General features: G+C 56.0%; 22 protein-coding genes. 13 read left to right on the top strand and 9 right to left on the bottom strand.

All coding sequences use genetic code 11. The features are described from left to right. Positions 1-58: 58 nt before the first annotated feature. The 3 genes from cirA to yieE form a co-directional block, all read right to left on the bottom strand. On the bottom strand, positions 59-2,029 hold the full coding sequence (cirA, locus tag RVY89_RS03890; RefSeq protein ID WP_484826950.1) for a catecholate siderophore receptor CirA: 1,971 nt from the start codon (positions 2,027-2,029) through the stop codon (positions 59-61). A gap of 224 nt (positions 2,030-2,253) precedes the next feature. Then, on the bottom strand, positions 2,254-3,723 hold the full coding sequence (locus RVY89_RS03885; RefSeq protein WP_121425315.1) for an amino acid permease: 1,470 nt from the start codon (positions 3,721-3,723) through the stop codon (positions 2,254-2,256). A gap of 169 nt (positions 3,724-3,892) precedes the next feature. Then, on the bottom strand, positions 3,893-4,759 hold the full coding sequence (gene yieE / locus RVY89_RS03880) for a DNA-binding transcriptional regulator YeiE (protein WP_484826949.1): 867 nt from the start codon (positions 4,757-4,759) through the stop codon (positions 3,893-3,895). A 97-nt stretch (positions 4,760-4,856) separates the two neighbouring features. Here yieE and RVY89_RS03875 point away from each other — a divergent pair, with 97 nt between their 5' ends. Further along, positions 4,857-5,903: a YeiH family protein gene (locus tag RVY89_RS03875; protein ID WP_484826948.1), complete on the top strand. Its 1,047-nt coding sequence runs from the start codon at positions 4,857-4,859 to the stop codon at positions 5,901-5,903. Between the two features lie 64 nt (positions 5,904-5,967). Then, positions 5,968-6,825 carry a deoxyribonuclease IV gene (gene nfo / locus RVY89_RS03870; RefSeq protein WP_484826947.1) on the top strand — a complete coding sequence of 286 codons (858 nt, stop codon included), beginning with the start codon at positions 5,968-5,970 and terminating at the stop codon, positions 6,823-6,825. A gap of 75 nt (positions 6,826-6,900) precedes the next feature. Here nfo and fruA read toward each other — a convergent pair whose 3' ends face one another. Genes fruA through fruB form a run of 3 tightly spaced genes read right to left on the bottom strand, consistent with a single transcriptional unit; the run spans position 6,901 to position 10,671 of the window. Then, on the bottom strand, positions 6,901-8,586 hold the full coding sequence (fruA, locus tag RVY89_RS03865) for a PTS fructose transporter subunit IIBC (protein WP_484826946.1): 1,686 nt from the start codon (positions 8,584-8,586) through the stop codon (positions 6,901-6,903). A gap of 16 nt (positions 8,587-8,602) precedes the next feature. Continuing rightward, positions 8,603-9,541, bottom strand: a complete 939-nt coding sequence (gene fruK, locus RVY89_RS03860; RefSeq protein WP_008500936.1) for a 1-phosphofructokinase — start codon at positions 9,539-9,541, stop codon at positions 8,603-8,605. Then, positions 9,541-10,671, bottom strand: a complete 1,131-nt coding sequence (fruB, locus tag RVY89_RS03855) for a fused PTS fructose transporter subunit IIA/HPr protein (protein WP_039263167.1) — start codon at positions 10,669-10,671, stop codon at positions 9,541-9,543. The genes fruK and fruB overlap by 1 nt, the downstream gene beginning before the upstream one ends. Positions 10,672-11,032: 361 nt before the next feature. Between fruB and setB the strand changes: the two genes are divergently transcribed. Then, on the top strand, positions 11,033-12,214 hold the full coding sequence (gene setB / locus RVY89_RS03850) for a sugar efflux transporter SetB (protein WP_484826945.1): 1,182 nt from the start codon (positions 11,033-11,035) through the stop codon (positions 12,212-12,214). On the opposite strand, the gene RVY89_RS03845 is transcribed toward setB, so the two are convergent. Then, complete coding sequence (locus RVY89_RS03845; protein WP_371897473.1) at positions 12,211-12,465, bottom strand: YkgJ family cysteine cluster protein; 255 nt, start codon at positions 12,463-12,465, stop codon at positions 12,211-12,213. The two genes, setB and RVY89_RS03845, sit on opposite strands and share 4 nt — an antisense overlap. 164 nt (positions 12,466-12,629) lie before the next feature. Here RVY89_RS03845 and yeiP point away from each other — a divergent pair, with 164 nt between their 5' ends. Then, the gene (gene yeiP / locus RVY89_RS03840; protein ID WP_008500940.1) at positions 12,630-13,202 is read left to right on the top strand and encodes an elongation factor P-like protein YeiP; all 573 of its coding nucleotides are present in this window, start codon (positions 12,630-12,632) and stop codon (positions 13,200-13,202) included. A 99-nt stretch (positions 13,203-13,301) separates the two neighbouring features. On the opposite strand, the gene uxuA is transcribed toward yeiP, so the two are convergent. Continuing rightward, positions 13,302-14,492: a mannonate dehydratase gene (gene uxuA / locus RVY89_RS03835; RefSeq protein ID WP_484826944.1), complete on the bottom strand. Its 1,191-nt coding sequence runs from the start codon at positions 14,490-14,492 to the stop codon at positions 13,302-13,304. 205 nt (positions 14,493-14,697) lie between these two features. On the opposite strand from uxuA, the gene RVY89_RS03830 reads away from it, so the two are divergent. The 9 genes from RVY89_RS03830 to yejF all read left to right on the top strand — a co-directional run bounded on the left by RVY89_RS03830 (position 14,698) and on the right by yejF (position 26,289). After that, entirely contained in the window at positions 14,698-16,164 is a 1,467-nt protein-coding gene (locus tag RVY89_RS03830; protein WP_484826943.1) for a mannitol dehydrogenase family protein, read from the top strand. Positions 16,165-16,286: 122 nt separating this feature from the next. After that, entirely contained in the window at positions 16,287-17,273 is a 987-nt protein-coding gene (locus RVY89_RS03825; RefSeq protein ID WP_484826942.1) for a CobW family GTP-binding protein, read from the top strand. 33 nt (positions 17,274-17,306) lie between these two features. After that, positions 17,307-18,020, top strand: a complete 714-nt coding sequence (locus RVY89_RS03820; protein ID WP_407601399.1) for a phosphatase PAP2 family protein — start codon at positions 17,307-17,309, stop codon at positions 18,018-18,020. A gap of 415 nt (positions 18,021-18,435) precedes the next feature. Then, entirely contained in the window at positions 18,436-19,005 is a 570-nt protein-coding gene (gene mepS / locus RVY89_RS03815) for a bifunctional murein DD-endopeptidase/murein LD-carboxypeptidase (protein ID WP_008500946.1), read from the top strand. A gap of 127 nt (positions 19,006-19,132) precedes the next feature. Continuing rightward, positions 19,133-20,689 carry a cyclic di-GMP phosphodiesterase gene (locus tag RVY89_RS03810; RefSeq protein WP_484826941.1) on the top strand — a complete coding sequence of 519 codons (1,557 nt, stop codon included), beginning with the start codon at positions 19,133-19,135 and terminating at the stop codon, positions 20,687-20,689. A 74-nt stretch (positions 20,690-20,763) separates the two neighbouring features. Continuing rightward, positions 20,764-22,569 (top strand): extracellular solute-binding protein, encoded by a 1,806-nt coding sequence (locus tag RVY89_RS03805; RefSeq protein WP_484826940.1) that lies wholly within the window; start codon positions 20,764-20,766, stop codon positions 22,567-22,569. A 9-nt stretch (positions 22,570-22,578) separates the two neighbouring features. After that, a complete protein-coding gene (locus RVY89_RS03800; protein ID WP_371897303.1) occupies positions 22,579-23,673 on the top strand; it encodes a microcin C ABC transporter permease YejB in 1,095 nt (364 codons plus the stop codon). After that, the gene (locus RVY89_RS03795; RefSeq protein ID WP_484827896.1) at positions 23,673-24,698 is read left to right on the top strand and encodes an ABC transporter permease; all 1,026 of its coding nucleotides are present in this window, start codon (positions 23,673-23,675) and stop codon (positions 24,696-24,698) included. The genes RVY89_RS03800 and RVY89_RS03795 overlap by 1 nt, the downstream gene beginning before the upstream one ends. Before the next feature lies 1 nt (position 24,699). Continuing rightward, positions 24,700-26,289, top strand: coding sequence for a microcin C ABC transporter ATP-binding protein YejF (yejF, locus tag RVY89_RS03790; protein ID WP_484826939.1), 1,590 nt, complete (start codon positions 24,700-24,702; stop codon positions 26,287-26,289). Between the two features lie 3 nt (positions 26,290-26,292). Here the strand turns inward: yejF and RVY89_RS03785 are convergent, their stop codons facing one another. Beyond that, entirely contained in the window at positions 26,293-26,637 is a 345-nt protein-coding gene (locus RVY89_RS03785; protein ID WP_047744298.1) for a YejG family protein, read from the bottom strand. Positions 26,638-26,836 lie beyond the last annotated feature (199 nt).

Genomic DNA, 26,836 nt, shown 5'->3' with positions numbered 1-26,836 from the left:
TACATTCGCGGATTTTGTAGGCCCGGTAAGCGAAGCGCCACCGGGCATAAAGGTTATATCAGAACTTATAATCCACACCGACAAAGTAGCGACGGCCATCTTCCGTGTAGCTGTAATCGTCACGGCTCAGATCTTTATCCAGCAGGTTCTGCACGCCCGCGCGCAGCTTCACGCTTTTCGTCGCCTGCCACGCGGCGCCGGTATTCCAGATCACGTAACCGCCCGGCGTTGGTGCACTGCTGGTCAGCGCGCGTTTCTCACCGGTGTAGTTGCCCTGAACATAGAACGACCAGTCCTGCGTCGCCTTCCAGTCAACGGTACCGTTGGCGGTGTGGAACGGCAGATCGGACAGCGGCTTGTTGCCGCCGTTGCTGATATCACGACCGTCGTTATAGGTGTAGTTCAGCGTTACCTTCCAGTCTTCAGCAACCGGGAATTTAACCTCTGTCTCCACCCCGCGGATGCGCGCCTTGTTAACGTTGTAGTAGCGGAAAATAGGTTCACCGTCCGCATTCAGGCCAACGTAGTTAGGGTAGCCCTGGGCCTGTTTCGCATTGGCCGTACGGCTGATGCTGATGCGGTCATCCACATTATTCTGGAAGGTGGTGACGCTGGCCTGCACGCCCTCTAACCAGCCCTCTTCCCCGCTGTAGTAGAGACCGAATTCGAAGCTCTCGCTGGTTTCCGGCTTCAGGTCCGGGTTACCGACAATCTCACAGGCACCGCGGCACGAGCCGGTGACCCAGTCCGGGCTCAGCTGCAGCAGCGACGGCGCTTTAAACGCGGTAGCCCAGCCCCCTTTCACCGTTACGGTATCGGTCGCGTTGTAGACCAGATAGGCGCGCGGGCTCCAGTGGTCGCCGTAGGTATCATGGTCATCCATACGGATGCCGGTGGTCAGCGCCAGAGGTTCAAAGATACGCCACTCATCTTCAAGGAACAGGGCATACTGGCTTGTCGACGTACTGCTGCCTGAACCGCCCGTCAGGTTGACAGGATCCTTCAGCTTATCGTGACGCCATTCGCCGCCGAAGGTCATCAGCTGGTTGATTTCGCCCAGCGGCAGCACGTATTTCCCGTCCACCGCGTTGCTCTCGGAGGTGATCGGATTGCTGTTGCCCGGGTTTTTGTTATCTACCTTTTCGCCGTAAACCTTCAGCTCGCTGTTGCCGACGCCCCAGCGACCGTTGTGGCTGAGCGAGTAGTTCTGACGCTCAAGGCGGTTTTTGTCGAGGGAATCCGAGTCACGATCCTGACGATCGAAACCGTAGCCCGCCGTAAAGTCGTGATTTTCAGACGGCGTCCAGGCGAATTCCACATTCGCATCGCGGCTGGTAAAGCCTTCAATGCGCGGCGTTTCACCGCTCGCCGTAGTAGAAGATTTCTGCTGACCGTCTTTCTCACGCTTCGCGAGGCTACCGTAGGCTTTCAGCCCCAGCAGACCGTCCACCAGCGGACCGCTGGCATAGAACTGACCGTTGTAGGTATCTCCACGGTCGCGATGTTCCTGAATTGTGGAATCGGCGCTCAGGGTGCCCGTCCATTTCTGGCCGATTTTTTTGGTGATAATGTTTACCACGCCGCCCAGAGCATCGGAGCCGTAAAGAGAAGACATCGGTCCGCGCACCACTTCAATTCGTTCGATGGCGTCAACCGGCACCCAGTTGAGGTCGAAATCATTATGGCGGAATACCGCGTTACGGGAATTGACGCGCTTGCCGTCGATCAGGATCAGCGTGTAGCTGCTGTCCAGTCCACGGATACTTACCCCTTTACGGTTGTCCCCTTCGCTCGTGAGCTGAACGCCCGGCACATCCCGTAACACATCTTTCAGGTTCTGAACGGGTTTGCGCTGCAAATCTTCCTGGGTAATCACGCTGATGCTTGCCGGTGCGTCTTTCAGGTTTTGCTCGGTCGCGGAGGCCGTGACAACCATTGTGTCGCCGGATTCCGCTGCGATAACAGGCAGGGCCAGGGACATTGCGGACGCACAAAGTCCTCCCCTGACGAAGGGATTCAACCTAAACATTCCATATCTCCATGAGGTAAATACAACTAAATCAAATCATCATTGCTCACAGCGTCTTCCTTGCCGCCCACTTCTGCGGTGGGTCAGTGACACGCTTATTTTTGATAACGATAAAGCAAACGATAATTATTATCAATTAAATTGTTAAGAAATATATCTTTGTTTCAGGATGCGGGAATAAAAAAACCCGCTCGAATGAACGGGTTAAAAGAGAGGAAGTGCGGTTATTGTTTAAATCGTTCCGGGAATTCCATTTCACTGTAGCGAACGAATTTTGTTCCTTTCGTCAGCTTGTAGCCAAACCAGATAACGAGGAACAGCGGAATACCAATGTAGGTCGCCGTGACGGCGCCCCAGTCAATGGTGTCCGCCAGGAACGCTTCATAGTTCTGTCCAAGCGTAATGATCAGGCACAGAATGAAGGCGAAAATGGGACCCAGCGGGAAGAAGCCGGAGCGATACGGCAGCGAGTTAATATCGTGACCCTGTTTGACGAAGCCACGGCGGAAACGATAGTGGCTAATGGCAATCCCCAGCCAGGCAATAAAGCCCGTCATCCCGGACGTGTTAAGCAGCCACAGGTACACAGTCTGGTTGCCAAACATGGAGGTCAGGAAGCACAGACCGGCAATCACCGTTGTGGCATACAGCGCGTTACGCGGTACGCCGCCACGGGACAGCTTAGCGAAAATACGCGGTGCTTTACCGTCGCATGCCAGCGTGTAGAGCATACGGGTGGACGCGTACATCCCGGAGTTACCGGCTGAAAGCACAGCGGTCAGGATAACGGCGTTCATCACTGCCGCGGCTGAAAGCAGACCGGCGTGCTGGAAGACCAGCGTGAACGGACTGACGCTAATGTCTTTAACGTCATTACGCAGCAGGCTTGGATCGGTGTAAGGGATGATCAGGCTGATAATGAGGATAGCGAACACATAGAACAGCAGGATACGCCAGAAGACCTGACGGACCGCGCGCGGAATATTCTTCTCCGGGTTCTCTGACTCACCGGCCGCGATACCAATCAGCTCGGTCCCCTGGAAGGAGAAGCCGACAATCATCGCCACGCCAATCATCGCCGACAGCCCACCGGCAAACGGCGCATCGCCTATTGTCCAGTTACTCCAGCCCGCAGGTTCTGCACCTTTGAAAATACCAACGATCATCGCCACACCGACGACGATAAAGATGATGACGGTTGCCACTTTGATCAAAGAGAACCAGTATTCCGCCTCGCCGAAACCGCGCACGGAGATGTAGTTCAGCAGGAAGATGACGGCCAGGAACAGGGCACTCCAGATCCAGCCTGGCGTATCCGGGAACCACCAGTTCATCACCAGCTGTGCGGCGACAAGGTCAACGGCGATAGTGACCGCCCAGTTGTACCAGTAGTTCCAGCCCAGCGCGAAGCCGAAGCCTTCTTCAACGTATTTTTGACCGTAGGTCGAGAACGAACCGGATACCGGCATGTACGCGGCCAGTTCGCCGAGACTGGTCATCAGGAAGTACACCATCAGGCCAATCAGGATATAAGAGAAGAGTGCCCCACCCGGGCCTGCTGCCGAAATCGTTGCGCCAGAGGCAACGAAAAGACCTGTACCGATTGAGCCGCCAATGGCGATCATCGTCAGGTGACGCGCCTTGAGTTCACGACGTAGCGTGGGCGCTTCTGTGGTTTTAATTTCTGAAACCATATGAAAATGCTGTCCATTTAATAAATGAGGCGCGATTGTAGCAGACGATCCGCGTTCCTTCCGGCAGAAATACTCAGTTATAAGAGAGCTTCATGACTCGGCCAGGATTATAAGTAAAGCATAATTTTTCCCTCCCCCCTTTGGGGAGAGGGTCATGGTGAGGGGAGGATTACATCTCGCAATAGCGCAGAAAACGCTGCAGAGAGCTGGAAAGATGTTTCTGACGGTGATGAATGCACCACAGCGTGCGCACCAGCTTCGGCAATGGAACCGGGATTTCAACCAGCGACCCCGTTTCAAGCTGTTCGGCAATGACGCGTCGGGAAAGACAGCTGATCCCCAGGCCATGACGCACCGCGTGCTTGATGGCCTCAGAGTTCCCCAGCTCCATCCCTAACTGGAAATGCGGCAGATGGGAAAGCAGCAGATAATCGACAATTTCACGCGTTCCGGAGCCTTGCTCGCGCAGGATCCACTGCGCCTGCGCCAGGCGCTCCAGCGTCACCTCGCCCTGCAATAACGACGAGGCCGGGGACGCGAACACCACCAGCTCATCTTCCAGCCAGGGCTCGGCAATGATATCGACGTTATGGCAGGGTCCTTCGATGAGGCCGATATCCACGCGGAAATCGATCACCGCGTTGATGACGTCCTGGCTATTGCCCACGCTCATCTCCAGCGGCAGGGTCGGGAAATCCCGGCGGTAGCGGGCAATCACTTCCGGCAGGATGTAGTTCCCAATGGTGCTGCTGGCGTAGACGCGGATCGCGCCGTTCTCTTCGCGGAACAGCTGCTCGATTTCGATAGCCTGCTCCAGCAGCGCCAGCGCGCGTGGATAAAGAAGACGACCGTGCTCGTTGACCACCAGACGCTTCCCTACCCTGTCAAAAAGCTGAACGCCCAGCTGTCCTTCAAGATCGGTCAACGCCGCGCTGACCGCAGACTGTGAGAGCGCCAGCATTTGTGACGCCTGGGTCGTCGAGCCGCTTTTCAGCACCTCGGCAAACACTTCCAGCTGACGCAATGTAATGTGCATCGTTTCTTACCACTTATATAGATTGATTATAAGTATATAATCAATTTTATTTTTAAGCCAGAGCGCCGTAACCTTTAGCCAGACAAAGGAGAAGGTTATGTCAGAAATCACCTTACAACATCATCGTACAGTGTGGCACTTCGTGCCGGGTCTTGCGCTCAGCGCCGCAGTGACCGCCGTAGCGCTATGGGGCGGCAGCATCCCGGCTATCGCAGGCGCCGGTTTTAGCGCATTAACGCTGGCTATCTTGCTGGGTATGGTCGTGGGAAATACCGTTTACCCACATATCTGGAAATCCTGCGACGGCGGTGTGATCTTTGCCAAACAGCACCTGCTGCGTCTGGGGATCATTCTTTACGGCTTCCGTCTCACCTTTTCGCAGATTGCGGATGTGGGCGTGAGCGGGATCGCCATCGACGTCCTGACCCTGACCAGCACCTTTTTACTGGCCTGCTTTATCGGCCAGAAAGTGTTTGGCCTGGACAGGCAAACCAGCTGGCTGATCGGTGCCGGGAGCAGTATCTGTGGCGCAGCGGCGGTGCTGGCAACGGAACCCGTTGTTAAAGCCGAAGCCAGCAAGGTGACGGTGGCGGTAGCGACGGTGGTGATCTTCGGTACGCTGGCGATTTTCCTCTACCCGGCGATGTATCCGCTGGTTGCCCACTGGTTTAGCCCGGAAACCTACGGCATCTATATCGGTTCGACCATGCACGAAGTGGCTCAGGTGGTGGCGGCAGGACACGCCATTAACCCGGACGCCGAAAACGCAGCGGTGATTGCCAAAATGCTGCGCGTGATGATGCTGGCCCCGTTCCTGATTTTCCTTGCGGCGCGGGTTAAACAGCTGGCACCGGCAGACGGTAACCAGAAGAGTAAAATCACCATTCCGTGGTTTGCGATCCTGTTTATCGTGGTCGCTATCTTTAACTCCTTCCACCTGCTGCCGAAAGCGGTGGTGGATATGCTGGTGACGCTGGATACCGTGCTGCTGGCGATGGCCATGGCGGCCCTGGGGGTGACCACGCACGTCAGCGCGCTGAAAAAAGCCGGTGCGAAACCGCTGCTGATGGCGCTGGTGCTCTTCATCTGGCTGATTGTCGGCGGCGGTGCCATTAACCTCGCGGTGCACAGCCTGATGGCATAAACCATCTCGTCCTTCTCCTGCTAACCCGCTATCATAAGCGTTTCGGGTTAGCAGGAGTTTTTTTATGAAATATGTTGGAGCGCACGTCAGCGCTGCAGGTGGCCTTGCGAACGCCGCCATTCGCGCCGCCGAAATTGAGGCGACCGCTTTCGCCCTGTTCACCAAAAACCAGCGCCAGTGGCGCGCCGCAGCGCTCACCGCTGAAGTGATTGATGATTTCAAGGCTGCCTGTGAGAAGTACCACTACGGGCCAGGCCAAATCCTTCCCCACGACAGCTACCTGATCAACCTCGGTCACCCGGTTGAAGAGGCGCTGGAAAAATCCCGCGAGGCGTTTCTTGATGAAGTTCAGCGCTGCGAACAGCTGGGGCTGACGCTGTTGAACTTCCATCCGGGTAGCCATCTGATGCAGATCGATGAAGATGCCTGCCTGGCGCGCATTGCTGAATCCATCAACATCACCCTGGACAAGACCAAAGGCGTCACCGCGGTGATTGAGAATACCGCCGGTCAGGGCAGCAACCTGGGCTTTAAGTTCGAACATCTGGCCGCAATTATCGACGGCGTGGAGGATAAATCCCGCGTGGGAGTGTGCATTGATACCTGCCACGCGTTTGCCGCCGGTTATGACCTGCGCACCACCGAGGCAACAAAAAAAACCTTCGATGAGTTTGAGCGTATTGTGGGCTTTAAGTACCTGCGCGGCATGCACCTGAACGATGCGAAAAGCGCCTTTGGCAGCCGCGTTGACCGCCACCACAGCCTCGGTGAAGGCAACATTGGCCACGATGCGTTCCGCTTTATTATGCAGGACGCCCGCTTCGACGGTATTCCGATGGTGCTTGAAACCATCAATCCGGATATCTGGGCAGAAGAGATTGCCTGGCTGAAGGCTCAGCAAACCGCTGAACAGGCGGCATAAAAAAAGCCGGGTGCGTAATGCAACCCGGCTTTTTTTGTAGGTCGGGTAAGGCGAAGCCGCCACCCGACACTTTTTTTACGCTGCTTTTGCCACAACTTCCGCTTCCGGACGTTTCAGTACCGCGTAAGAGAGACCCGCCACCAGCGTACCGGCAACAATCGCCAGCAGGTAGCCCAGTACCGGGGTAATGGCGCCAGGGATCAGCAGCACGAACAGACCGCCGTGTGGTGCCATCAGCTTCGCGCCGACAGCCATAGAGATCGCCCCCGTTACCGCACCGCCTACGATACAGCACGGCAGCACGCGCATTGGGTCACGCGCCGCGAACGGAATCGCCCCTTCGGTGATGAAGCACAGACCCAGCACCAGCGCCGCTTTACCGCCTTCCTGCTGCGCTTTATCGAACTTACGACGGGCAATAATCGTCGCCAGGCCGAGCGCCAGCGGAGGCACCATGCCTGCCGCCATGATCGCGGCCATCGGCGCGTAGGTCTGGGTACTCAGCAGGCCAACACCAAAGGCGTACGCCGCTTTGTTCACCGGACCACCCATGTCGGTACACATCATGCCGCCGAGGATTGCACCCAGCAGAACCGCGTTCGCGGTACCCATGGTTTGCAGCCAGTGGGTCAGACCCGCCAGGATGCCCGCCACCGGCTTACCAATCAGGTAAATCATCGCCAGACCGACCACCAGGCTGGAAATCAGCGGGATGATCAGGATCGGCTTCAGCGCTTCCATGCTCTGCGGCAGCTTCAGCTTCGAACTAATCAGCTTCGCGACGTAACCCGCCAGGAAGCCGGCGATGATACCGCCGATAAAGCCGGAACCGGTGCTCACGGCCAGCATGCCGCCGATAAGACCCGGCGTCAGACCAGGACGGTCAGCGATGGAGAAGGCAATAAAGCCCGCCAGTACCGGCACCATCAGGGCGAAGGCTGAACCGCCGCCGATCTGCATCAGCGCAGCCGCCAGCGTGCCTTGTTCTTTAAACGCGGTGATACCAAACGCGAACGAGAGAGCGATACACAAACCGCCCGCAACAACCATCGGCAGCATGTAAGACACGCCGGTCAGCAGGTGACGATAGGCGCCTGCGGACTCTTTCTTCCCTTCCGTCGCGGTCTGACGCGCGCCGGTTGCCTGATACGGCTTCGCTTCTACCAGCGCTTTATCAAACTCCTGCGCGGTTTTTTTCAGCGCCAGGCCGGTGGAGGTACGGTACATTGGCTTACCGGCAAATTTCGCCAGGTCCACTTCGATATCCGCCGCTACAATCACCAGATCGGCCTCAGCCACTTCTTCAGGGGTGATCGCGTTGCCGGCACCGACGGAGCCGCGCGTTTCAACTTTTACCCACCAGCCGCGTTTTTTCGCTTCGGTTTCAATGGCTTCAGCCGCCATAAAGGTGTGAGCGACGCCCGTCGGGCAGGCCGTCACCGCAACAATACGTTTCGGACCCGTGGCCGCAGCCGGTGCCGTTGCGACAGGCGCGCTGTAGACAGACGCGTGACCTTTCGCTTCGCTCAGGAACAGTTCCGGGTGTGCCACCGCGCGATTAATATCGCCCAGCCACACTTTTTTACCGTTCAGCGCACTGTCAGCCGGGATTTTATCGCCCAGGACAATGGCCAGTTCTGCATCGCCTGGATTATCGATAATGTCCAGATGTGCTTTTTGTGCCGCCGCGCCCAGCAAGGTCTTCGCCATGTAGGCGCGAGCCTGTCCGAGACCGGAGTCAATGATCAGCAGCGTTTTCATTATTCCTCTCCTGCTGTTAGTTAAAAGGTTTTAAGTCAACGCGCGCCATCATCGCGGCTAACTGGGTACGATCGGTAATACCGACATTGCTCTGGCTGACGGCCAGGGCAGCAACGGCAGTGGCAAGACGTAAGGTATGTTCACTGGATTCACGCATCAGCAGACCATAAATCAGGCCGCCAACCATGGAATCCCCTGCGCCAACGGTACTCACAACTTCCATTGACGGCGGTTTGGCGATCCATTCGCCAGACGCGTTAACCCACAACGCGCCTTCTGCACCAAGAGAGATCACCACGTGAGCGATACCCTGCTCGCGCAGCGCATGGGCAGCGTCAATCACATCTTTTAATTCTGGCAGCTTACGACCCGCCCAGATTTCCAGCTCGCGGCGATTCGGCTTCACCAGCCACGGCGAGGCTTTCAGGCCCGCAACCAGCGCGTCACGGCTGCTGTCAAAAATGATGCACGGGCACTGGCTGCGCAAGCGCGTCATCCAGTCGGTAAAGGCTTCCGGACTCACGCCGGACGGCAGGCTGCCGCTGACGCAGACCATGTCAAACTGACCCAGCCAGGTCAGCGAGTCGTTTACAAAACGTTCCCAGTCCGACGGCGTCACTTCGAAGCCAGAGAAGTTCAGATCGGTTACTTCACCGTCTTTCTCCGTCAGCTTAACGTTAATACGGGTACGGCCCTGAACAACCTGAAAACGGTTGGCAATGCCCAGCTCGCTAAACAGCTGCTGGAAACCATCCTGGTTGTCTTTACCGAGGAATCCGCCCACGGTGACATCGATACCGAGATCCTTGAGCACTTTCGCGACGTTAATCCCTTTCCCCGCAGCATGCAGGCCAGTGGTACGCACGAGGTTGACTTCGCCGCGCTCAATTTCCGGGCAAAATCCTACCAGGTCATAAGCCGGGTTCAGCGTAATAGTCGCAACACGTCTGCTCATTATGCGCCCTCCCCCAGACCCGCCGCGATGGCATCGCCAATCGCTTTCAGCGCCTGTTCAGCATCGGCACCCTGCGCGGTGAAACGCAGACGGTGACCTTTCTTCACGCCCAGCGCGACCACTTTCATCAGACTACGACCGTTGGCCGGTTTGCCCGTGCCGTCAAGATTCGCCACGGTAATCTCACTCTCGAATTGTTTAATGGTATTCACCAGCATGGTGCCCGGACGGGCATGCAGGCCGTGTTCGTTGCGCACCACGAACTCAGCTGTCTGCACGTCTTCAGTCGGCGCATCATCACTGGTCAGCAGCGCCAGCACGGTGGAGGCATCAGCGTTCAGCAGTTTTTCAGCTTTGTTGTTCAGCAGCAGGTCGCCCAGACGCTTCAGCACGGAAACCGGCTGTTCATCGTTCATCGCCACGGTCACCAGCATGGCCGCGCGTTCGCCTTCTACGTCAAACGCGTTGGCCGCGCGGCTCACGGCGATAGCGCTGCGCAGGTTGCCTTCAGCACTGTCGTTCAGCCAGATACCCTGACCCAGATTCAACGGCTTATCGTTAATCACGCGCGTCACAAAGGTGGCATCCGCCGCGCCGGCTTCTTTCAGACGACCCGCGTTCAGCGCCTGCAGCGTTACCAGATCGGAGGCAACCACATCCAGCGTTAGCGTTTCATTATCCAGTTTCAGCGCTTCACTCTGTTTTTCGCCCATCAGCAAGGCGCGCAGCTCTTCCGCAGTGGTTGCAGACTTAAGCTGTTCAGCCACATCGTCATCGCTCAGGACATGCGTCAGCTGACGCAGCAGACCTAAATGTTCGTCGCTGCTGGCCGCGATACCGATAGCCACATAGGCCACCTGACCGTCGCCCCAGAGCACGCCCTGAGGGAACTGGTAAACCTTAACGCCGGTCTTCAACACCTGATCGCGGGTGTCGGTGGTGCCGTGCGGAATGGCAATCCCATTGCCGAGGAAGGTTGAGGTCTGCTGCTCACGCGCCAGCATGCCGTTGACATAGCCGTCCGCTACGTTACCCGCCTGCACAAGCGCAGCGGCAACCTGGCGAATAGCCTCTTCTTTATCCCCGGCCTGAGCGCCCGGGTGGATATCCTGAACAGATAACTGGAACATGGTTCTCCACTCCTGCTGAACTTGAATCGTTTCAGCTTTAATGAGAAAAAATGCGCTAGCCTGCTCCGTTTGTTAAAACAAGATAGCGCTGAAACGTTTCAAAAAGTCTTGCGCTTTCTGCAATGTCTTGCAAGAAAACTCGTATTTCAGATTGCAGAATTTAGAGATACAGCACATTTCTTCTTCGTTCAGCTGAATTTTGCTGAAGTTCAGCAAGTCAGTTTCAGCTAAGGTCAGCCGGGTAAGAGGTAAGTTGAAATGCCATTTTGATTTTTCGTGGCATCATTGACCGCACCCACTGTTTATTTTTTAGCTGACGGCGTACACTCCGCCCCTCTCTGCTACTCGCTAATTATAAAACATGCATAACACCCCTGCGGCTGCCTCGCCGAAGCCCTTTGATTTAACCTCTGCGGCCTTCCTGATTGTTGCCTTCTTCACGGGCATTGCCGGTGCGTTACAGACGCCGACGCTGAGCTTATTTTTGACCAATGAAGTGCATGTTCGTCCGGCACTGGTTGGATTCTTTTTTACCGGAAGCGCCATCATCGGCATCCTGGTCAGCCAGTTTCTGGCGGGACGATCCGACAGAAAAGGCGATCGTAAAAGCCTGATCGTTTTCTGCTGTCTGCTGGGGGTCATGGCCTGCGTTCTTTTTGCCTGGAATCGCAACTACTTCATTCTGCTTTTCGTCGGGGTATTCCTGAGCAGCTTCGGCTCGACGGCGAACCCACAGCTGTTCGCGCTTGCCCGCGAACACGCCGACCATACCGGACGTGAAGCGGTGATGTTCAGCTCTGTCCTGCGTGCTCAGGTGTCGCTGGCATGGGTGATTGGCCCGCCGCTGGCTTACGCGCTGGCGATGGGTTTTGGCTTTACGGTGATGTACCTGAGCGCGGCTGTCGCGTTTGTGGCGTGCGGCACGCTGGTGTGGTGCTTCCTGCCGTCCATGCGCAAAGAGCCAAAAGTGGCAACGGGCGTGCTGGAAGCGCCGCGACGTAACCGCCGCGATGCCCTGCTCCTGTTCACGATCTGCACGCTGATGTGGGGCACCAACAGCCTGTACATCATCAATATGCCGCTGTTTATTATTAATGAGCTTCACCTGTCGGAGAAGCTGGCGGGCATCATGATGGGCACCGCGGCCGGGCTTGAGATCCCGACCATGCTTATCGCGGGCTATTACGCAAAGCGCTTCGGGAAACGTTTTTTAATGCGCGTCGCCGCGGTAGCCGGTCTGCTGTTCTATGTCGGTATGCTGACGGTACATACGCCGGGGCTGTTGCTGGCTTTACAGCTGCTGAACGCCATCTATATCGGCATCCTCGCCGGGATAGGCATGCTCTATTTTCAGGATCTGATGCCGGGCCAGGCAGGCTCTGCCACCACCCTTTATACTAATACCACCCGCGTGGGCTGGATTATCGCGGGCTCAATGGCCGGTGTCGTGGCCGAAATCTGGAACTATCACACGGTGTTCTGGATTGCGCTGCTGATGTGTATGCTGACGATCGGCTGTCTGGCGAGGATTAAAGACGTTTAAGGCGCGGTGAGCTTTTCAAGGTCAAGAAGGTACGTCATCGCCTGCTCTCGCGTGCTGCCGCACATTTCGGCAGCGGGCTGAAGTCCGGAGCAGACTTTCGGGCGCAGCGGTGAGCCAAAGATCATGCACAGGTTGGTTTCCGAGAGCTGAACGCAGCGGGTATTGGCAGGCTTGCCCTCGGGCATTCCTGGAATGGGGCTTGAAATGGACGGTGCAGTACAGCACGCGCCACAATCGGGACGGCAATCCATAAATGCTCTCTTTCGCTGGCGAACGCCCGTACGGTCGGGCATCGCGCGCACAGTAACACCTTTTGCGTATTGATAGCAAAAGCCACGAATTCCTCTTGCCTGAAAGGCCGCGCGCGAGTAATTTGGCGCGATATTTTTTACCTCCCGTAAACAGGATTACTGCAATGCCAAGAGCGAACGAAATTAAGAAAGGTATGGTGCTGAATTACAACGGCAAACTGCTGATTGTGAAAGATATCGACATTCAGGCACCAAGCGCCCGTGGTGCAGCTACGCTGTACAAAATGCGTTTCGCCGATGTGCGTACCGGCCTGAAGGTGGAAGAGCGCTTTAAAGGTGACGATATCGTCGATACCGTGACCCTGACCCGTCGCTACGTTGATTTCTCCTACATCGACGGCAACGAATACGTGTTCATGGACAAAGAAGATTACACCCCGTACATCTTCACCAAAGATCAGATTGAAGAAGAGCTGCTGTTCATCCCTGAAGGCGGCATGCCTGACATGCAGGTTCTGACCTGGGACGGCGTGCTGCTGGCGCTGGAGCTGCCTCAGACCGTCGATCTGGAAATCGTTGAAACGGCACCAGGCATCAAAGGCGCATCAGCGAGTGCCCGCAACAAACCGGCTACCCTGACGACCGGCCTGGTTGTGCAGGTGCCGGAATACCTCTCCGCTGGCGAGAAGATCCGCATCCATATCGAAGAAAAACGCTATATGGGTCGCGCTGACTGATTGCGGCATTTGTCGGGTAGCGGCTTCGCCTTACCCGACCTGCAAAAACACAAAAACCGGCTCTCAGGCCGGTTTTTTTTATTGTTGCCCCGGTGGCGCTTACAGAAGCTCCGGATACTTCGTCATCTTCAGCGCCAGCTCAACGCCGCGCACTTCCGCCATCCCTTTAAGACGGCCAATCGCCGAATAGCCCGGGTTAGTTTTCTTACGCAGATCGTCCAGCATCTGGTGGCCGTGATCCGGACGGAACGGAATAGGACGCACATCGCCAATCTGCTTGCGACGCGCCTCTTCTGCCAGAATAGCGTCCACCACCGCGACCATATTCACATCACCGCCAAGGTGCGCCGCCTCGTGGAAGGTTTTTGGGTTCTCTTCGCGGCAGGTCGCACGCAGATGCGTAAAGTGAATGCGGTCGCCGAAGGATTCAATCATCTGCACCAGATCGTTATCCGCCCGCACGCCGTAGGAGCCGGTACACATTGTGAAGCCGTTATAGATGCTGTCGACCGTCTCTTTCAGCCACTGCATATCTTCAATCGTGGACACGATACGCGGCAGACCGAGGATTGGACGCGGCGGATCGTCCGGATGTACGGCCAGGCGAACCCCCACCTCTTCCGCGACAGGCACAATTGCGCGCAGGAAATACGCCATGTTTTCACGCAGCTGGTGCTTATCTATATCGCCGTATTCCGCCAGGCGCGCGCGGAACTGATCCAGCGTATAGCCCTCTTCGGCACCCGGCAGGCCCGCAATAATATTTCGGGTCAGCTTTTCGATATCTGCGTCACTGGCGGCGTTAAACCACGCGAGCGCCTGCTGCTGCTCTTCCACGGTGTAATCCGCGTCTGCGCCAGGGCGTTTCAGAATGTGCAGTTCGAATGCCGCAAAGGCAATCTGATCGAAGCGCAGCGCTTTCGAGCCGTCAGGCATTTGATATTCGAGATCGGTACGCGTCCAGTCGAGGATGGGCATGAAGTTGTAGCAAACCGTATCAATGCCGCAGGACGCGAGGTTACGAATGCTCTGCTGATAGTTAGCAATCCAGGTCTGGTACTCCCCTGAGTGGGTTTTGATATCTTCATGAACAGGAATGCTTTCCACCACAGACCAGGTTAGTCCCTTCTCCGCCAGCAGCGCCTGACGCGCCTGTATTTCCTCTACCGGCCAGACCTGACCGTTAGGAATATGATGCAGCGCCGTGACGACACCCGTTGCGCCAGCCTGACGCACATCATCAAGAGAAACCGGATCGTTCGGCCCGTACCAACGCCAGGTTTGTTCCATTGCCTCACCCTCTTAAGTTGTTATACCAATATGCGTTACTGCAATGACGACTACCATACATGTTTGCCGGAAAGGGTCAATACGCCGCCACACATTGATTGATCGAACTCACATAACGGGGATATTTACGGCTCACCAATTTTATTTGCTGTCATATAACTTTACACTGGCATTGTTAATTAATGGTTAATCAGGTGTGTATCTCATGAAGACAATTGCCTCCACCGCCCTTCCTGCCCGGGTTCAGCAACCGCGTTACGATCGTCAGCAACTGCGCTCCCGCATCGTCCACTTTGGCTTTGGCGCGTTTCACCGTGCGCACCAGGCTTTGTTAACAAATAGGGTGCTGAATGAAAAAGGCGGCGACTGGGGGATTTGTGAGATTAGCCTCTTCAGCGGCGATGTGCTGATGAGCCAGCTTCGCGCGCAGGATCACCTGTTCACCGTGCTGGAGAAAGGGGCTGAAGGAAATGAGGCGATTATCGTCGGTGCCGTCCACGAATGCCTGAACGCAAAGCTGGACTCCCTGCCCGCCATTATTGAGAAATTTTGCGAGCCTCAGGTCGCGATCGTATCGCTCACCATCACGGAAAAAGGCTATTGCATCGATCCCGCGAGCGGAAAACTCGATCTGAATAACCCCCGGATCGTCCACGACCTTGAAAACCCCTCAGAGCCACATTCGGCCCCAGGGATCCTGGTCGAAGCCCTCAACCGCCGCCGCGAGCGCGGCTTGCCTGCGTTTACCGTGCTGTCCTGCGACAATATCCCTGATAACGGGCACGTGGTGAAAAACGCGGTATTGGGCATGGCGCAAAAGCGTTCCGCGACGCTGTCTGAATGGATTGATAGCCACGTGAGCTTCCCTGGGACGATGGTCGACAGGATTGTGCCCGCCGCGACGGACGCCTCGCTGGCGGAAATCACCGACGCGCTCGGCGTGGAAGATCCTTGCGCCATCAGCTGCGAACCGTTCATTCAGTGGGTCGTAGAAGATAATTTTGTCGCCGGTCGTCCGGACTGGGAAGTCGCGGGTGTCCAGATGGTGCAGGATGTTCTGCCGTGGGAGCAGATGAAATTACGCATGCTCAACGGCAGCCACTCTTTCCTGGCGTATCTGGGATACCTCGCGGGCTACGCCCATATAAATGAATGCATGGAGGACGCGGCGTTCCGTGAAGCTGCCCGTCGGCTGATGCTGGACGAACAGGCCCCCACGTTACGTATTAAGGATGTCGATCTCACCGCCTACGCCGATAGCCTGCTGGAGCGCTTTGCCAACCCGGCCCTCCAGCATCGGACCTGGCAAATCGCGATGGACGGTAGTCAGAAGCTTCCGCAAAGAATGCTGGACGGGATCCGCGTTCATCTTGAGCGAAAAACACCGTGGCCGCTGCTGGCTCTGGGCGTGGCCGGCTGGATACGCTACGTCAGCGGTACCGACGACCATGGCAACGCGATTGACGTTCGCGATCCCCTCAGCGATAAAATCCACGCCATCGTCAACGCCAGCAGCGACGCCGACCGCGTTAACGCGCTGCTGGGGCTGAGTGAGGTCTTTGGTCAAGATCTCGCGCAAAACAGCATTTTTGTGGAGGCAGTCAGCCAGGCCTATCAGCGCATTACCCGCCACGGCGCGCGTCAGGCTGTTATCGAAACGTTAAATCTTTAACGATTATTGCCCTTAACGCGAACGGATAAGACCTCCGTTCGCCCTTCCCCTTCTCACAGGACCCGTTTTTCGCCAGGATAGAGAGAAGTGTTATAGCATCACAATTCTCAGCTGGAGCGCACGTGACCAAAACCAACCTCATCACCGGTTTTCTCGGCAGCGGTAAAACCACCTCAATTTTCCACCTGCTGGCGAATAAAGATCCGGCCGAGAAGTGGGCCGTGCTGGTCAATGAATTTGGCGAGGTGGGCATTGACGGCGCGTTGCTGTCATCCAGCGGCGCGATGATTAAAGAGATCCCCGGCGGATGCATGTGCTGCGTCAATGGCCTGCCGATGCAGGTCGGACTCAATACCCTGCTGCGTCAGGGCAAACCTGACCGCCTGCTGATTGAACCCACCGGACTGGGTCACCCGAAGCAGATCCTCGATTTACTCACCGCCCCGGTTTACGAGCCGTGGATCGATTTGCGCGCCACTCTGTGCCTGCTCGATCCGCGTCAGCTTCTGGATGATAAGGCGGTGGCTAACGAGAACTTCCGCGATCAGCTCGCCTCGGCGGATGTTATCGTCGCCAACAAGGAAGATCGCGCCACGGCTGAAAGCCAGGCCGCGCTTGACGCGTGGTGGCAACATTTTGGCGGTAACCGCACGCGGGTGCAGACCACCCAAGGGAATATTGATAGCGCCCTGCTTGACCTTCCACGACTGAACCTCACGGCGTTGCCTGCCAGCGCGGAACATGCGCACAGTCACCCGGTTAAGCAGGGTTTAGCCGCTCTCAGCCTGCCGGAACATCAGCGCTGGCGTCGTAACCTGAACAGCGGCCAGGGATATCAGGCCTGCGGATGGATTTTTGATGCTGAAACCGTTTTTGACACCATCGGGATCCTCGAGTGGGCTCGCCTTGCGCCCGTCGATCGCGTGAAAGGGATCATGCGCACGCCGGACGGACTGGTGCGGATCAACCGCCAGGGCGACGATTTCTTTATTGAAACGCAAAACGTGGCTCCGCCTGACAGCCGAATAGAGTTAATTAGTGCGGTTAACGCCGACTGGAATGCCCTCCAGTCCAGCCTGTTGAGGATTCGTTTAAGTTCGGGCGGCTAACGTTGCCCCAGTTTTCACTCTATGCAGAACGTTATGACAACTCGATTTCCCCTGATATTACTGCTTAATGTCGCCGGTCTGGCGCTCTTCTTCTCCTGGTATATCCCGGCGGATCATGGTTTCTGGTTCCCGCTGGATTCTGCCATTTTTCACTTCTTCAACCAGGAGCTGGTGAAGAGCAACGCGTTTCTGTGGCTGGTGGCAATTACCAACAACCGCGCCTTCGACGGTTTCTCGCTGCTGGCCATGGGCTGCCTGATGCTCTCTTTCTGGCTGAAAGAGGATAAAGCCGGGCGTCGCCGTATTCTGATTATCGGTCTGGTGATGCTGCTGTTTGCCGTCGTCATAAACCAGCTGGCAACAGCGATTATTCCGGTTAAGCGTTCAAGCCCAACGCTCTTCTTCACCGATATTTATCGCGTCAGCGAACTGCTGCATATTCCAACAAAAGATGCGTCGAAGGACAGTTTCCCCGGCGATCACGGCATGATGCTGCTTATTTTTTCCGCAATTATGCTGCGCTATTTCGGCAGAAAAGCCTTTGCCATAGCCCTGATTATTTTTGTGGTTTTTGCCTTCCCGCGCGTAATGATTGGCGCGCACTGGTTCACCGATATTGCCGTCGGTTCGCTCTCCGTGGCGCTGATTGCGCTGCCGTGGTGTTTGATGACCCCACTTAGCGACAGGATAATAGCGCTGTTCGATCGCTATCTCCCTGGTAAAGCGCAACAACAATTAAACAAATAACTAACCTAAATTAACGTGGGCTATCAGGGATCGACATGATCCCTGATAGCGTTCTCGCCGCGATCTTTTCCCGCTGTCATATTCTCGTCATCATATTCATGATAAAAATGAAGCAATTGCACACTGGCGCAGCGGATCCGTCGCTATTTTGAGCAATTCTATGTTTTTACTTTCTGTATCACATTTTCTTATAAAAAAAAGGCTTTTTTTTCTCGCAATACCCCTGGCAATCGGTTAATCTCGAACTCGTTTTGCCCCATAGAGATAATTATTTCACTGGCGAATAATTTTGTGCGCTGTGCCACAAATGTGACCAGAAAGAATTGTCTCAATGTGAACAGATAATTAGTCTCGTCACGTTTGGCATTTTTATAACGATATTTGTCGTTAAGGACTTCAAGGGATAATAAACAAAATGGTCAAATCTCAACCGTTTCTGAGATATATCTTACGGGGGATCCCGGCGATAGCAGTCGCGGTACTGTTGTCTGCATGTAGTACATCGAACACCGCAAAGAATATGCATCCTGAGACGCGTGTTGTGGGAATGGAAGATTCCTCGTCACTGCAAGCCTCTCAGGATGAATTTGAAAATATGGTACGTAATCTGGACGTGAAGTCCCGCATTATGGACCAGTATGCTGACTGGAAAGGCGTGCGCTATCGTCTTGGCGGCAGCACAAAAACAGGTATTGATTGTTCCGGTTTTGTACAGCGTACTTTCCGCGAGCAATTTGGGTTAGATCTTCCGCGTTCGACCTATGAACAGCAGGAGATGGGCAAGTCGATTTCACGTACCAAACTGCGCACCGGTGATTTAGTCCTGTTCCGTGCCGGTTCTACAGGTCGACATGTTGGCATCTACATTGGTAATGACCAGTTCGTACATGCCTCCACCAGCAGCGGTGTGACCATTTCCAGCATGAATGAACCGTACTGGAAGAAGCGCTACAACGAAGCACGCCGCGTACTGACCCGCAGTTAATATGACTATTGTATCGTTGGTTATCCCTTGGCTGACGATATGATGAAAAAAAGCACTGCTTCGGCAGTGTTTTTTTTTGCCCGTTACACTGAATACATCCAGCGGCATTTCAGGAATCACGACGTCTATGCTCACCCGCTACTTCTCCAGTAATCGTAAGATACTGATCCTCAGTATTATCACGGGTCTCATCACCGCCCTGCTCCTGGGTATCCTGCAATTTTCCTGGAGTTACCACAAGCGGGAAGCCAAATTCGACACTCTGGTGAATGATGTAAGCGCCTATATGGGGAGCTATTTCGACGATTTAAAAAAAGCTGTCAATGTTCTCCAGCCCCTCACGCTGAACACGTGCCACGACGTCAATCAGGAACTCACCTCACGCGCGGCCTTCAGCATTAACGTTCGCGCCTTCCTGCTGGTCAGGGACAAAATGGCGTTCTGCTCTTCCGCCACAGGCCCAATGAATGTCCCGATGGAGACGCTGATACCTGAGCTGAATATCGATAAACCGATCGATATGGCGCTGCTTCCGGGTACCCCCATGCTGCCTGATGAGCCTGCAATTGCGATCTGGTACCGCAACCCATTAGTAAAGGGCGGCGGTGTGTTCACTTCAGTGAATATTAATCTGACGCCTTACCTGCTCTACACGGAGCGCCAGGACGAGTTCGCCGGTATAGCCATCATCATCGGCGATAATGCGTTGTCGACGCAGTCCAGTACCCTGGTTCATGCGCACGAATTACATGACATCCCGGTCCGTACCGCAACGCTGAAAGACGTTCCCCTGACCATCAACCTGTATGCGGACGCATGGACCAGCGATGAAATTCTCTACGCCGTGTTCTTCGGGCTGGTATGCGGTATTTGTGCCGGATCGCTTAACTACTACATCCTCAGCATTCGGCTCAACCCGGGTAAAGAGATTTTAAGCGCCATTAAGCGCGGTCAGTTTTACGTGGTTTATCAACCCGTCGTTGATGCCAAATCGCTCCAGATGACCGGGCTTGAAGTGCTGATGCGCTGGAAACACCCGACAATGGGGGAAATTCCGCCGGACGCGTTTATCAATTTTGCCGAAGCGCAGAAGCTGATCGTCCCGCTGACGCTGCATCTCTTTGATCTTATTATCGACGATGCGCCGGTATTACAAACGCTGTTACCTCCGGGCGCAAAGGTGGGCATCAACATTGCGCCGGGACATCTGCACGCGGAAAGCTTTAAGGACGATATGCGCACCTTCAAAGCGCTACTGCCGCCGGATTATTTCCAGATCGTGCTGGAAATTACCGAGCGCGACATGCTCAATCATCGGGAAGCTAACAGCCTCTTCGAATGGCTGCACAACGAAGGGTTTGAGATAGCCATTGATGATTTTGGCACCGGCCACAGCGCGCTGATTTATCTTGAGCATTTCACCATGGACTACCTCAAGATCGACCGAGGTTTTGTTAATGCGATTGGCACTGAGACCGTGACGTCGCCGGTGCTGGATGCCGTCCTGACGCTGGCAAGACGACTGAATATGTCGACCGTCGCCGAAGGGGTAGAGACGCCGGAACAGGCGGCCTGGCTGCGCGAACACGGCGTTAACTTCCTGCAGGGATACTGGATTAGCCGCCCGATGCCGCTGGCGCAGTTCCGCGAATGGCGGCCTGATATTTCGCCCGAAGGCGATTAATTTCACATTGCCCGCGACGTCACTTATTATTCAGCTTAACCGAGCCGGTCTGTAAAAGAGGGAGCTGCCGCGAGATGCTTATGCGCTTTATGTTGCTGATGTTGGCATTCACGAGCCTGTCCAGCCAGGCGCAAGCCATCAAAGAAAATATCGCCTTCGCGGTGATTGGCGAGCCGAAATATGCGGTCAATTTTACGCACTTCGATTACGTTAACCCTGCCGCGCCGAAGGGCGGAAAGGTCACCCTTTCCGCCACGGGGACATTCGACAACTTCAACCGTTTTGCCCTGCGCGGCGTGGCGGCCGCGCGGACGGAATCGCTTTACGATACGCTCTTTGTCACGTCGGATGATGAACCCGGCAGCTACTATCCGCTGATTGCCGAGAACGTGCGTTACGCCGATAACTTCGCCTGGGCGGAAATCTCGCTTAACCCACGAGCACGTTTTCACGATGGCACACCGGTTAAGGCCAGCGACGTTGCGTTCACCTTCCATAAATTCATGACCGAAGGCGTCCCCCAGTTCCGCATCGTGTATAAAGGGGCTTCCGTCAGAGCCATTGCGCCGCTCACCGTACGCATCGAGCTGAGCGAACCGAACAAAGAGAATATGCTCAGCCTGTTCTCGCTGCCGGTAATGCCGGAATCGTTCTGGAAAAGTCATAAGCTGAGCGACCCGCTTTCGACTCCCCCACTGGCAGGCGGCCCCTACCGCATCACCGACTGGCGCATGGGGCAATATGTCGTCTATTCCCGCGTCAAGGACTACTGGGCGGCCAATCTGCCGGTAAACCGCGGGCGCTGGAACTTCGACACCCTTCGCTATGATTACTACCTCGACGATAACGTGGCGTTTGAAGCGTTCAAAGCCGGGGCCTTCGATTTGCGCGTCGAGAGCAGCGCCAAAAACTGGGCGACCCGCTATATCGGCAAAAATTTCGCTAAAGGCTATATCGTCAAAGACGAGCACAAAAATGAGTCTGCGCAAGACACGCGCTGGCTGGCGTTTAATATTCAGCGCCCGGTATTTAATGACCGCCGGGTGCGAGAGGCGATATCTCTGGCCTTTGATTTTGAATGGATGAACAAAGCGCTGTTTTACGGGGCTTACAGCCGCGCCAACAGCTATTTCCAGAACACAGAATATGCCGCGCGTGATTACCCGAAAGCCGACGAGCTGGTCCTGCTGGCGCCGCTGAAAGCAGAGCTGCCCCCGCAGGTTTTCACCACCGTGTTTCAGCCGCCCGCCTCGAAGGGTGACGGCTATGACCGTGAAAACCTGCTGAAGGCCAGCAAGCTGCTGGATGACGCGGGCTGGCACCTGAAGAATCAAAAGCGTGTGGATGCCAAAACGGGCAAGCCTCTCAGCTTTGAGCTGCTGCTCTCGTCCGGAGGCAACGATCAGTGGGTGCTGCCGTTTAAGCACAACCTTGAGCGCCTGGGCGTGACTATGAACATTCGCCAGGTCGATAACGCGCAGATCACCAGCCGCATGCGCAGCCGTGATTACGACATGATGCAGCGCCTGTGGCCGGCGCAGCCGTGGCCCAGCTCGGATCTGCAAATCTCCTGGGCCTCCAGCTACATCGACTCCTCCTACAATGCGCCGGGAGTAAAAAGCCCGGCAATTGATGCCCTAATTGCGAAAATCGTGGCGGCGCAGGGTGATAAAGAAAAGCTCCTGCCGCTCGGGCGCGCCCTCGACAGGGTCTTAACCTGGAACTACTACATGCTGCCGATGTGGTATATGGGCGAAGATCGCCTTGCGCGCTGGGACAAGTTCTCCGTGCCTGCCGTGCGCCCTGTCTATTCCCTGGGCTTTGATACCTGGTGGTATGACGTTAACAAAGCCGCCAGACTTCCCGCTGAGCGGCGATAAGGAATCATCATGGGTGCCTATCTTCTCCGCCGTCTCCTGCTGGTTATTCCCACCCTGTGGGCCATCATCACGATTAACTTTTTTATCGTGCAAATCGCCCCCGGAGGACCGGTCGATCAGGCCATTGCCGCCATTGAATTTGGCAACAGCGGCGGCATGCCCGGCGGCGGCGGTGAAGGGATGGGCGCCAGCCATGCGCGAACCGGCGTAGGGAATATCAGCGAAAGCCACTACCGCGGCGGACGCGGGCTGGATCCGGAGGTGATCGCCGAGATCACCCACCGCTACGGCTTTGACAAACCGATTCACGAGCGCTATTTCAAAATGCTCTGGGATTACATCCGCTTTGATTTTGGCGACAGCCTGTTTCGCAGTGCGTCAGTATTAACGTTGATCAAGCAAAGCATGCCTGTTTCGATCACGCTCGGGTTATGGGGAACGCTGATTATCTATCTGGTCTCTATACCGCTCGGGATCCGCAAAGCGGTTTATAACGGCAGCCGGTTCGATATCTGGAGCAGCACGTTCATCATCATAGGCTACGCCATACCGGCGTTTCTGTTTGCCGTCCTGCTGATCGTCTTTTTTGCCGGGGGAAGCTATTTCGACCTCTTCCCGCTGCGGGGGCTGGTCTCCGCCGATTTCAGCTCCCTGCCGTGGTACCAGAAAATTACCGACTACCTCTGGCATATCACCCTGCCGGTTCTGGCAACGGTCATTGGCGGGTTTGCGGCCCTGACCATGTTAACCAAAAACGCCTTTCTCGATGAAATTCGTAAACAGTACGTCGTCACGGCCCGCGCCAAGGGCGTAAGCGAGAAGCAGATCATGTGGAAGCACGTGTTCCGCAACGCCATGCTGCTGGTGATCGCCGGGTTTCCGGCCACGTTCATCAGCATGTTTTTTACCGGCTCGCTGCTGATAGAGGTGATGTTCTCGCTCAACGGCCTGGGGCTGCTGGGCTATGAGGCCACCGTGTCGCGCGATTATCCGGTAATGTTTGGCACACTCTATATTTTCACCCTGATTGGCCTGCTGCTGAATATCATCAGCGATATCAGCTATACGCTGGTCGATCCCCGAATCGATTTTGAGGGCCGATGATGCCGCGCTTAAGCCCCGTCAACCAGGCCCGCTGGGCCCGCTTTCGCCACAACCGCCGCGGCTACTGGTCGCTGTGGATTTTTGCCGTGCTGTTTGTTTTAAGCCTGTTTTCAGAACTGATCGCCAACGACAGGCCGCTGCTGGTGCATTTTAACGATCGGTGGTACGTGCCGGTCATCGCCAATTACAGCGAAAGCGACTTTGGCGGCCCGTTTGCGACGCCGGCGGAATATCAGGATCCGTGGCTTCGCCAGCAGATTGAGCAGCACGGCTGGGCGCTCTGGGCGCCGGTGCGCTTTGGCGCAAACAGCATTAACTTCTCCACCACGACCCCCTTCCCTTCCCCGCCCTCCGCGCAAAACTGGCTGGGAACGGATGCTAACGGCGGCGACGTGCTGGCACGCATCCTGTACGGCACGCGAATCTCGCTGCTCTTTGGGCTGATGCTGACGCTCTTCTCCAGCGTGATGGGCGTCGTGGCGGGCGCCGTTCAGGGCTACTACGGCGGGAAGATTGACCTGTGGTGTCAGCGGATTATTGAAGTCTGGTCAGGCATGCCGACGCTGTTTCTGATCATCCTGCTTTCCAGCGTCGTACAGCCCAACTTCTGGTGGCTGTTAGGCATCACCGTCCTGTTCGGCTGGATGGCGCTGGTGGGCGTGGTGCGGGCGGAGTTTCTGCGCACCCGCAATTTTGACTATATTCGCGCCGCGCAGGCGCTTGGCGTGAGCGACCGCGGGATCATCTTCCGCCATATGCTGCCCAACGCCGTGGTGGCAACGCTCACCTTCCTGCCGTTTATTCTGTGTAGCTCCATCACCACCCTCACCTCACTGGATTTTCTCGGCTTCGGGTTACCGTTGGGTTCCCCGTCGCTTGGCGAACTGCTGCTGCAGGGCAAGAACAACCTGCAGGCGCCGTGGTTAGGCATCGCCGCCTTTCTTTCCGTGGCCGTGCTGCTGTCGCTGCTGATTTTTATTGGCGAAGCCGTGCGCGATGCCTTTGATCCGAACAAGGCGGTATAAGATGACCCAGCCCCTGCTCAGTATTGATAACCTGTCGATTGCTTTTTCAAAGCAGGACGAGACGCGCACCGTGGTCAGCGACCTGACGCTGCAGATCCAGCGCGGTGAAACGCTGGCCCTGGTGGGTGAATCGGGTTCAGGCAAGAGCGTTTCGGCGCTCTCCATCCTGCGGCTGCTGCCCGCTCCGCCGGTGAGCTATCCGCAAGGGGATATTCTGTTTCACGGCCGTTCGCTGCTGCACGCCGACGAACAGACCCTGCGCGGCATTCGCGGCAACAAAATCGCGATGATCTTCCAGGAGCCGATGGTATCGCTTAACCCGCTGCACAGCCTGGAAAAACAGCTCTATGAAGTGCTTTCCCTGCACCGTGGGATGCGCAAAGAGGCCGCGCGGGGAGAAATTCTGGATTGTCTTGAACGAACAGGCATACGCAATGCGGCCAAACGACTGAATGATTTTCCGCACCAGCTCTCCGGCGGCGAACGCCAGCGCGTGATGATCGCCATGGCCCTGCTCACGCGCCCCGAACTGTTGATAGCCGATGAGCCCACAACGGCGCTGGACGTGACGGTACAGGCGCAAATACTGACGCTGCTGCGGGAACTGCGTGACGAGCTGAACATGAGCCTGCTGTTTATCACGCATAACCTGAGCATTGTGAGAAAGCTGGCCGACAGCGTTGCGGTGATGCAGAACGGACGCTGTGTTGAACAGAACACGGCGTCAACGCTGCTGAGCGCACCGCAGCACCCCTATACGCAGCGGCTGCTCGACAGCGAACCCTCCGGCGACCCGATTCCTCTCGATGCGGACAGCACGCCGCTGCTGCGCGTTGAGGATCTGTCCGTCTCGTTCCCGATCCGCAAAGGTATTCTGCGGCGCATTGTCGATCGCAACCTGGTGCTGAAAAACATCCGCTTCTCGCTGTGCCCGGGGGAATCCCTGGGACTGGTGGGCGAATCCGGTTCGGGTAAAAGCACCACCGGTCTGGCGCTGCTGCGCCTAATCGCCTCGCAGGGCGAGATCCTCTTTGACGATATGCCGCTGCACCGCTGGAACCGCCGCCAGATGCTGCCCGTGCGGCCCCGCATGCAGGTGGTCTTTCAGGATCCCAACTCATCGCTTAACCCACGGCTCAGCGTGTTACAGATTATCGAAGAGGGTCTGCGCGTGCATCAGCCCGGCCTGAGCGTTCAGCAGCGAGAGCAGGAAGTTATGCGGGTGATGGCCGAAGTGGGCTTAGATCCCGAGACCCGCCACCGCTATCCGGCTGAATTCTCCGGCGGTCAGCGCCAGCGTATCGCCATTGCCCGCGCGCTGATCCTGAAACCAGAGCTGATTATTCTGGATGAACCGACGTCGTCGCTGGACAGGACCGTTCAGGCGCAGATCGTGGCGCTGCTGAAAGGGCTACAGGAAAAGCACCGGCTGGCCTATATCTTTATCAGCCATGATTTGCAGGTGGTGCGGGCGCTATGCCATCAGGTGATTGTGTTGCGACAGGGAGAGGTGGTCGAGCAGGGTGATTGCCAGCGCGTATTTAGCGCGCCAACGCAGCGCTACACGCGCCAGCTGTTGTCGTCAGACTAGCGCTCAGAACGGGTACTGGCCGGAGAAAGGCTCGGCAATGGCAACCCCAAAATTTTTCAGGCGGCAGGTGGCGGCAAACTCGTCCTGGCTTTTCACAAACAGGCACGGCTCCCCTTCGCACTCCAGCACGGAGCTGTCCACTTCGATATCCGTCAGGGCCTGACTGAGACGTTCCATCACCCGCCAGGCATTTTCGTCACTCGGGCTCAACAGCTTGAGCGCCACCAGGCAGTTTTCACAGCCCGTGACGTTTTGCGGAATCGGTTCAACTTTCGAACCAGCAAAACCCGCCGACCAGCGATAGCTCTGGGGCAAGCGATGGACAATAGAAAGTTGTAATGTATTCACGTTCGTTCCCCGGAAGCAAAATTTACTTCACAATTTATTTACATTTATAGTAACACATCATCGTCAGCCTGCACTATTCAGCACTTTTTTATCGGTATTCAGGCTCGCGTCGGCGCTATATGTACCCGTTTCTGCGATCTAACTCAACCTTTTTGAATACAATGATGTGACTTTTTACACAAATAGATTTTACATAAAA

The organism is Enterobacter sp. 3U4 (genome assembly GCF_057224565.1).
Note: the sequence above shows the minus strand (reverse complement) of the source record. Positions and strands in the feature narration are given on the sequence as shown.

Excerpts from the sequence above, each read along its gene's own strand:
- RVY89_RS03830 (WP_484826943.1), top strand. The coding sequence starts at position 14,698 with ATGAAGACAATTGCCTCCACCGCCCTTCCTGCCCGGGTTCAGCAACCG.
- fruA (WP_484826946.1), bottom strand. The coding sequence starts at position 8,586 with ATGAAAACGCTGCTGATCATTGACTCCGGTCTCGGACAGGCTCGCGCC.
- nfo (WP_484826947.1), top strand. The coding sequence starts at position 5,968 with ATGAAATATGTTGGAGCGCACGTCAGCGCTGCAGGTGGCCTTGCGAAC.
- yieE (WP_484826949.1), bottom strand. The coding sequence starts at position 4,759 with ATGCACATTACATTGCGTCAGCTGGAAGTGTTTGCCGAGGTGCTGAAA.
- RVY89_RS03885 (WP_121425315.1), bottom strand. The coding sequence starts at position 3,723 with ATGGTTTCAGAAATTAAAACCACAGAAGCGCCCACGCTACGTCGTGAA.
- RVY89_RS03875 (WP_484826948.1), top strand. The coding sequence starts at position 4,857 with ATGTCAGAAATCACCTTACAACATCATCGTACAGTGTGGCACTTCGTG.
- RVY89_RS03820 (WP_407601399.1), top strand. The coding sequence starts at position 17,307 with ATGACAACTCGATTTCCCCTGATATTACTGCTTAATGTCGCCGGTCTG.
- RVY89_RS03805 (WP_484826940.1), top strand. The coding sequence starts at position 20,764 with ATGCTTATGCGCTTTATGTTGCTGATGTTGGCATTCACGAGCCTGTCC.
- uxuA (WP_484826944.1), bottom strand. The coding sequence starts at position 14,492 with ATGGAACAAACCTGGCGTTGGTACGGGCCGAACGATCCGGTTTCTCTT.
- setB (WP_484826945.1), top strand. The coding sequence starts at position 11,033 with ATGCATAACACCCCTGCGGCTGCCTCGCCGAAGCCCTTTGATTTAACC.
- RVY89_RS03795 (WP_484827896.1), top strand. The coding sequence starts at position 23,673 with ATGCCGCGCTTAAGCCCCGTCAACCAGGCCCGCTGGGCCCGCTTTCGC.
- cirA (WP_484826950.1), bottom strand. The coding sequence starts at position 2,029 with ATGTTTAGGTTGAATCCCTTCGTCAGGGGAGGACTTTGTGCGTCCGCA.
- mepS (WP_008500946.1), top strand. The coding sequence starts at position 18,436 with ATGGTCAAATCTCAACCGTTTCTGAGATATATCTTACGGGGGATCCCG.
- RVY89_RS03845 (WP_371897473.1), bottom strand. The coding sequence starts at position 12,465 with ATGGATTGCCGTCCCGATTGTGGCGCGTGCTGTACTGCACCGTCCATT.
- RVY89_RS03810 (WP_484826941.1), top strand. The coding sequence starts at position 19,133 with ATGCTCACCCGCTACTTCTCCAGTAATCGTAAGATACTGATCCTCAGT.
- yejF (WP_484826939.1), top strand. The coding sequence starts at position 24,700 with ATGACCCAGCCCCTGCTCAGTATTGATAACCTGTCGATTGCTTTTTCA.
- yeiP (WP_008500940.1), top strand. The coding sequence starts at position 12,630 with ATGCCAAGAGCGAACGAAATTAAGAAAGGTATGGTGCTGAATTACAAC.
- fruB (WP_039263167.1), bottom strand. The coding sequence starts at position 10,671 with ATGTTCCAGTTATCTGTTCAGGATATCCACCCGGGCGCTCAGGCCGGG.
- fruK (WP_008500936.1), bottom strand. The coding sequence starts at position 9,541 with ATGAGCAGACGTGTTGCGACTATTACGCTGAACCCGGCTTATGACCTG.
- RVY89_RS03800 (WP_371897303.1), top strand. The coding sequence starts at position 22,579 with ATGGGTGCCTATCTTCTCCGCCGTCTCCTGCTGGTTATTCCCACCCTG.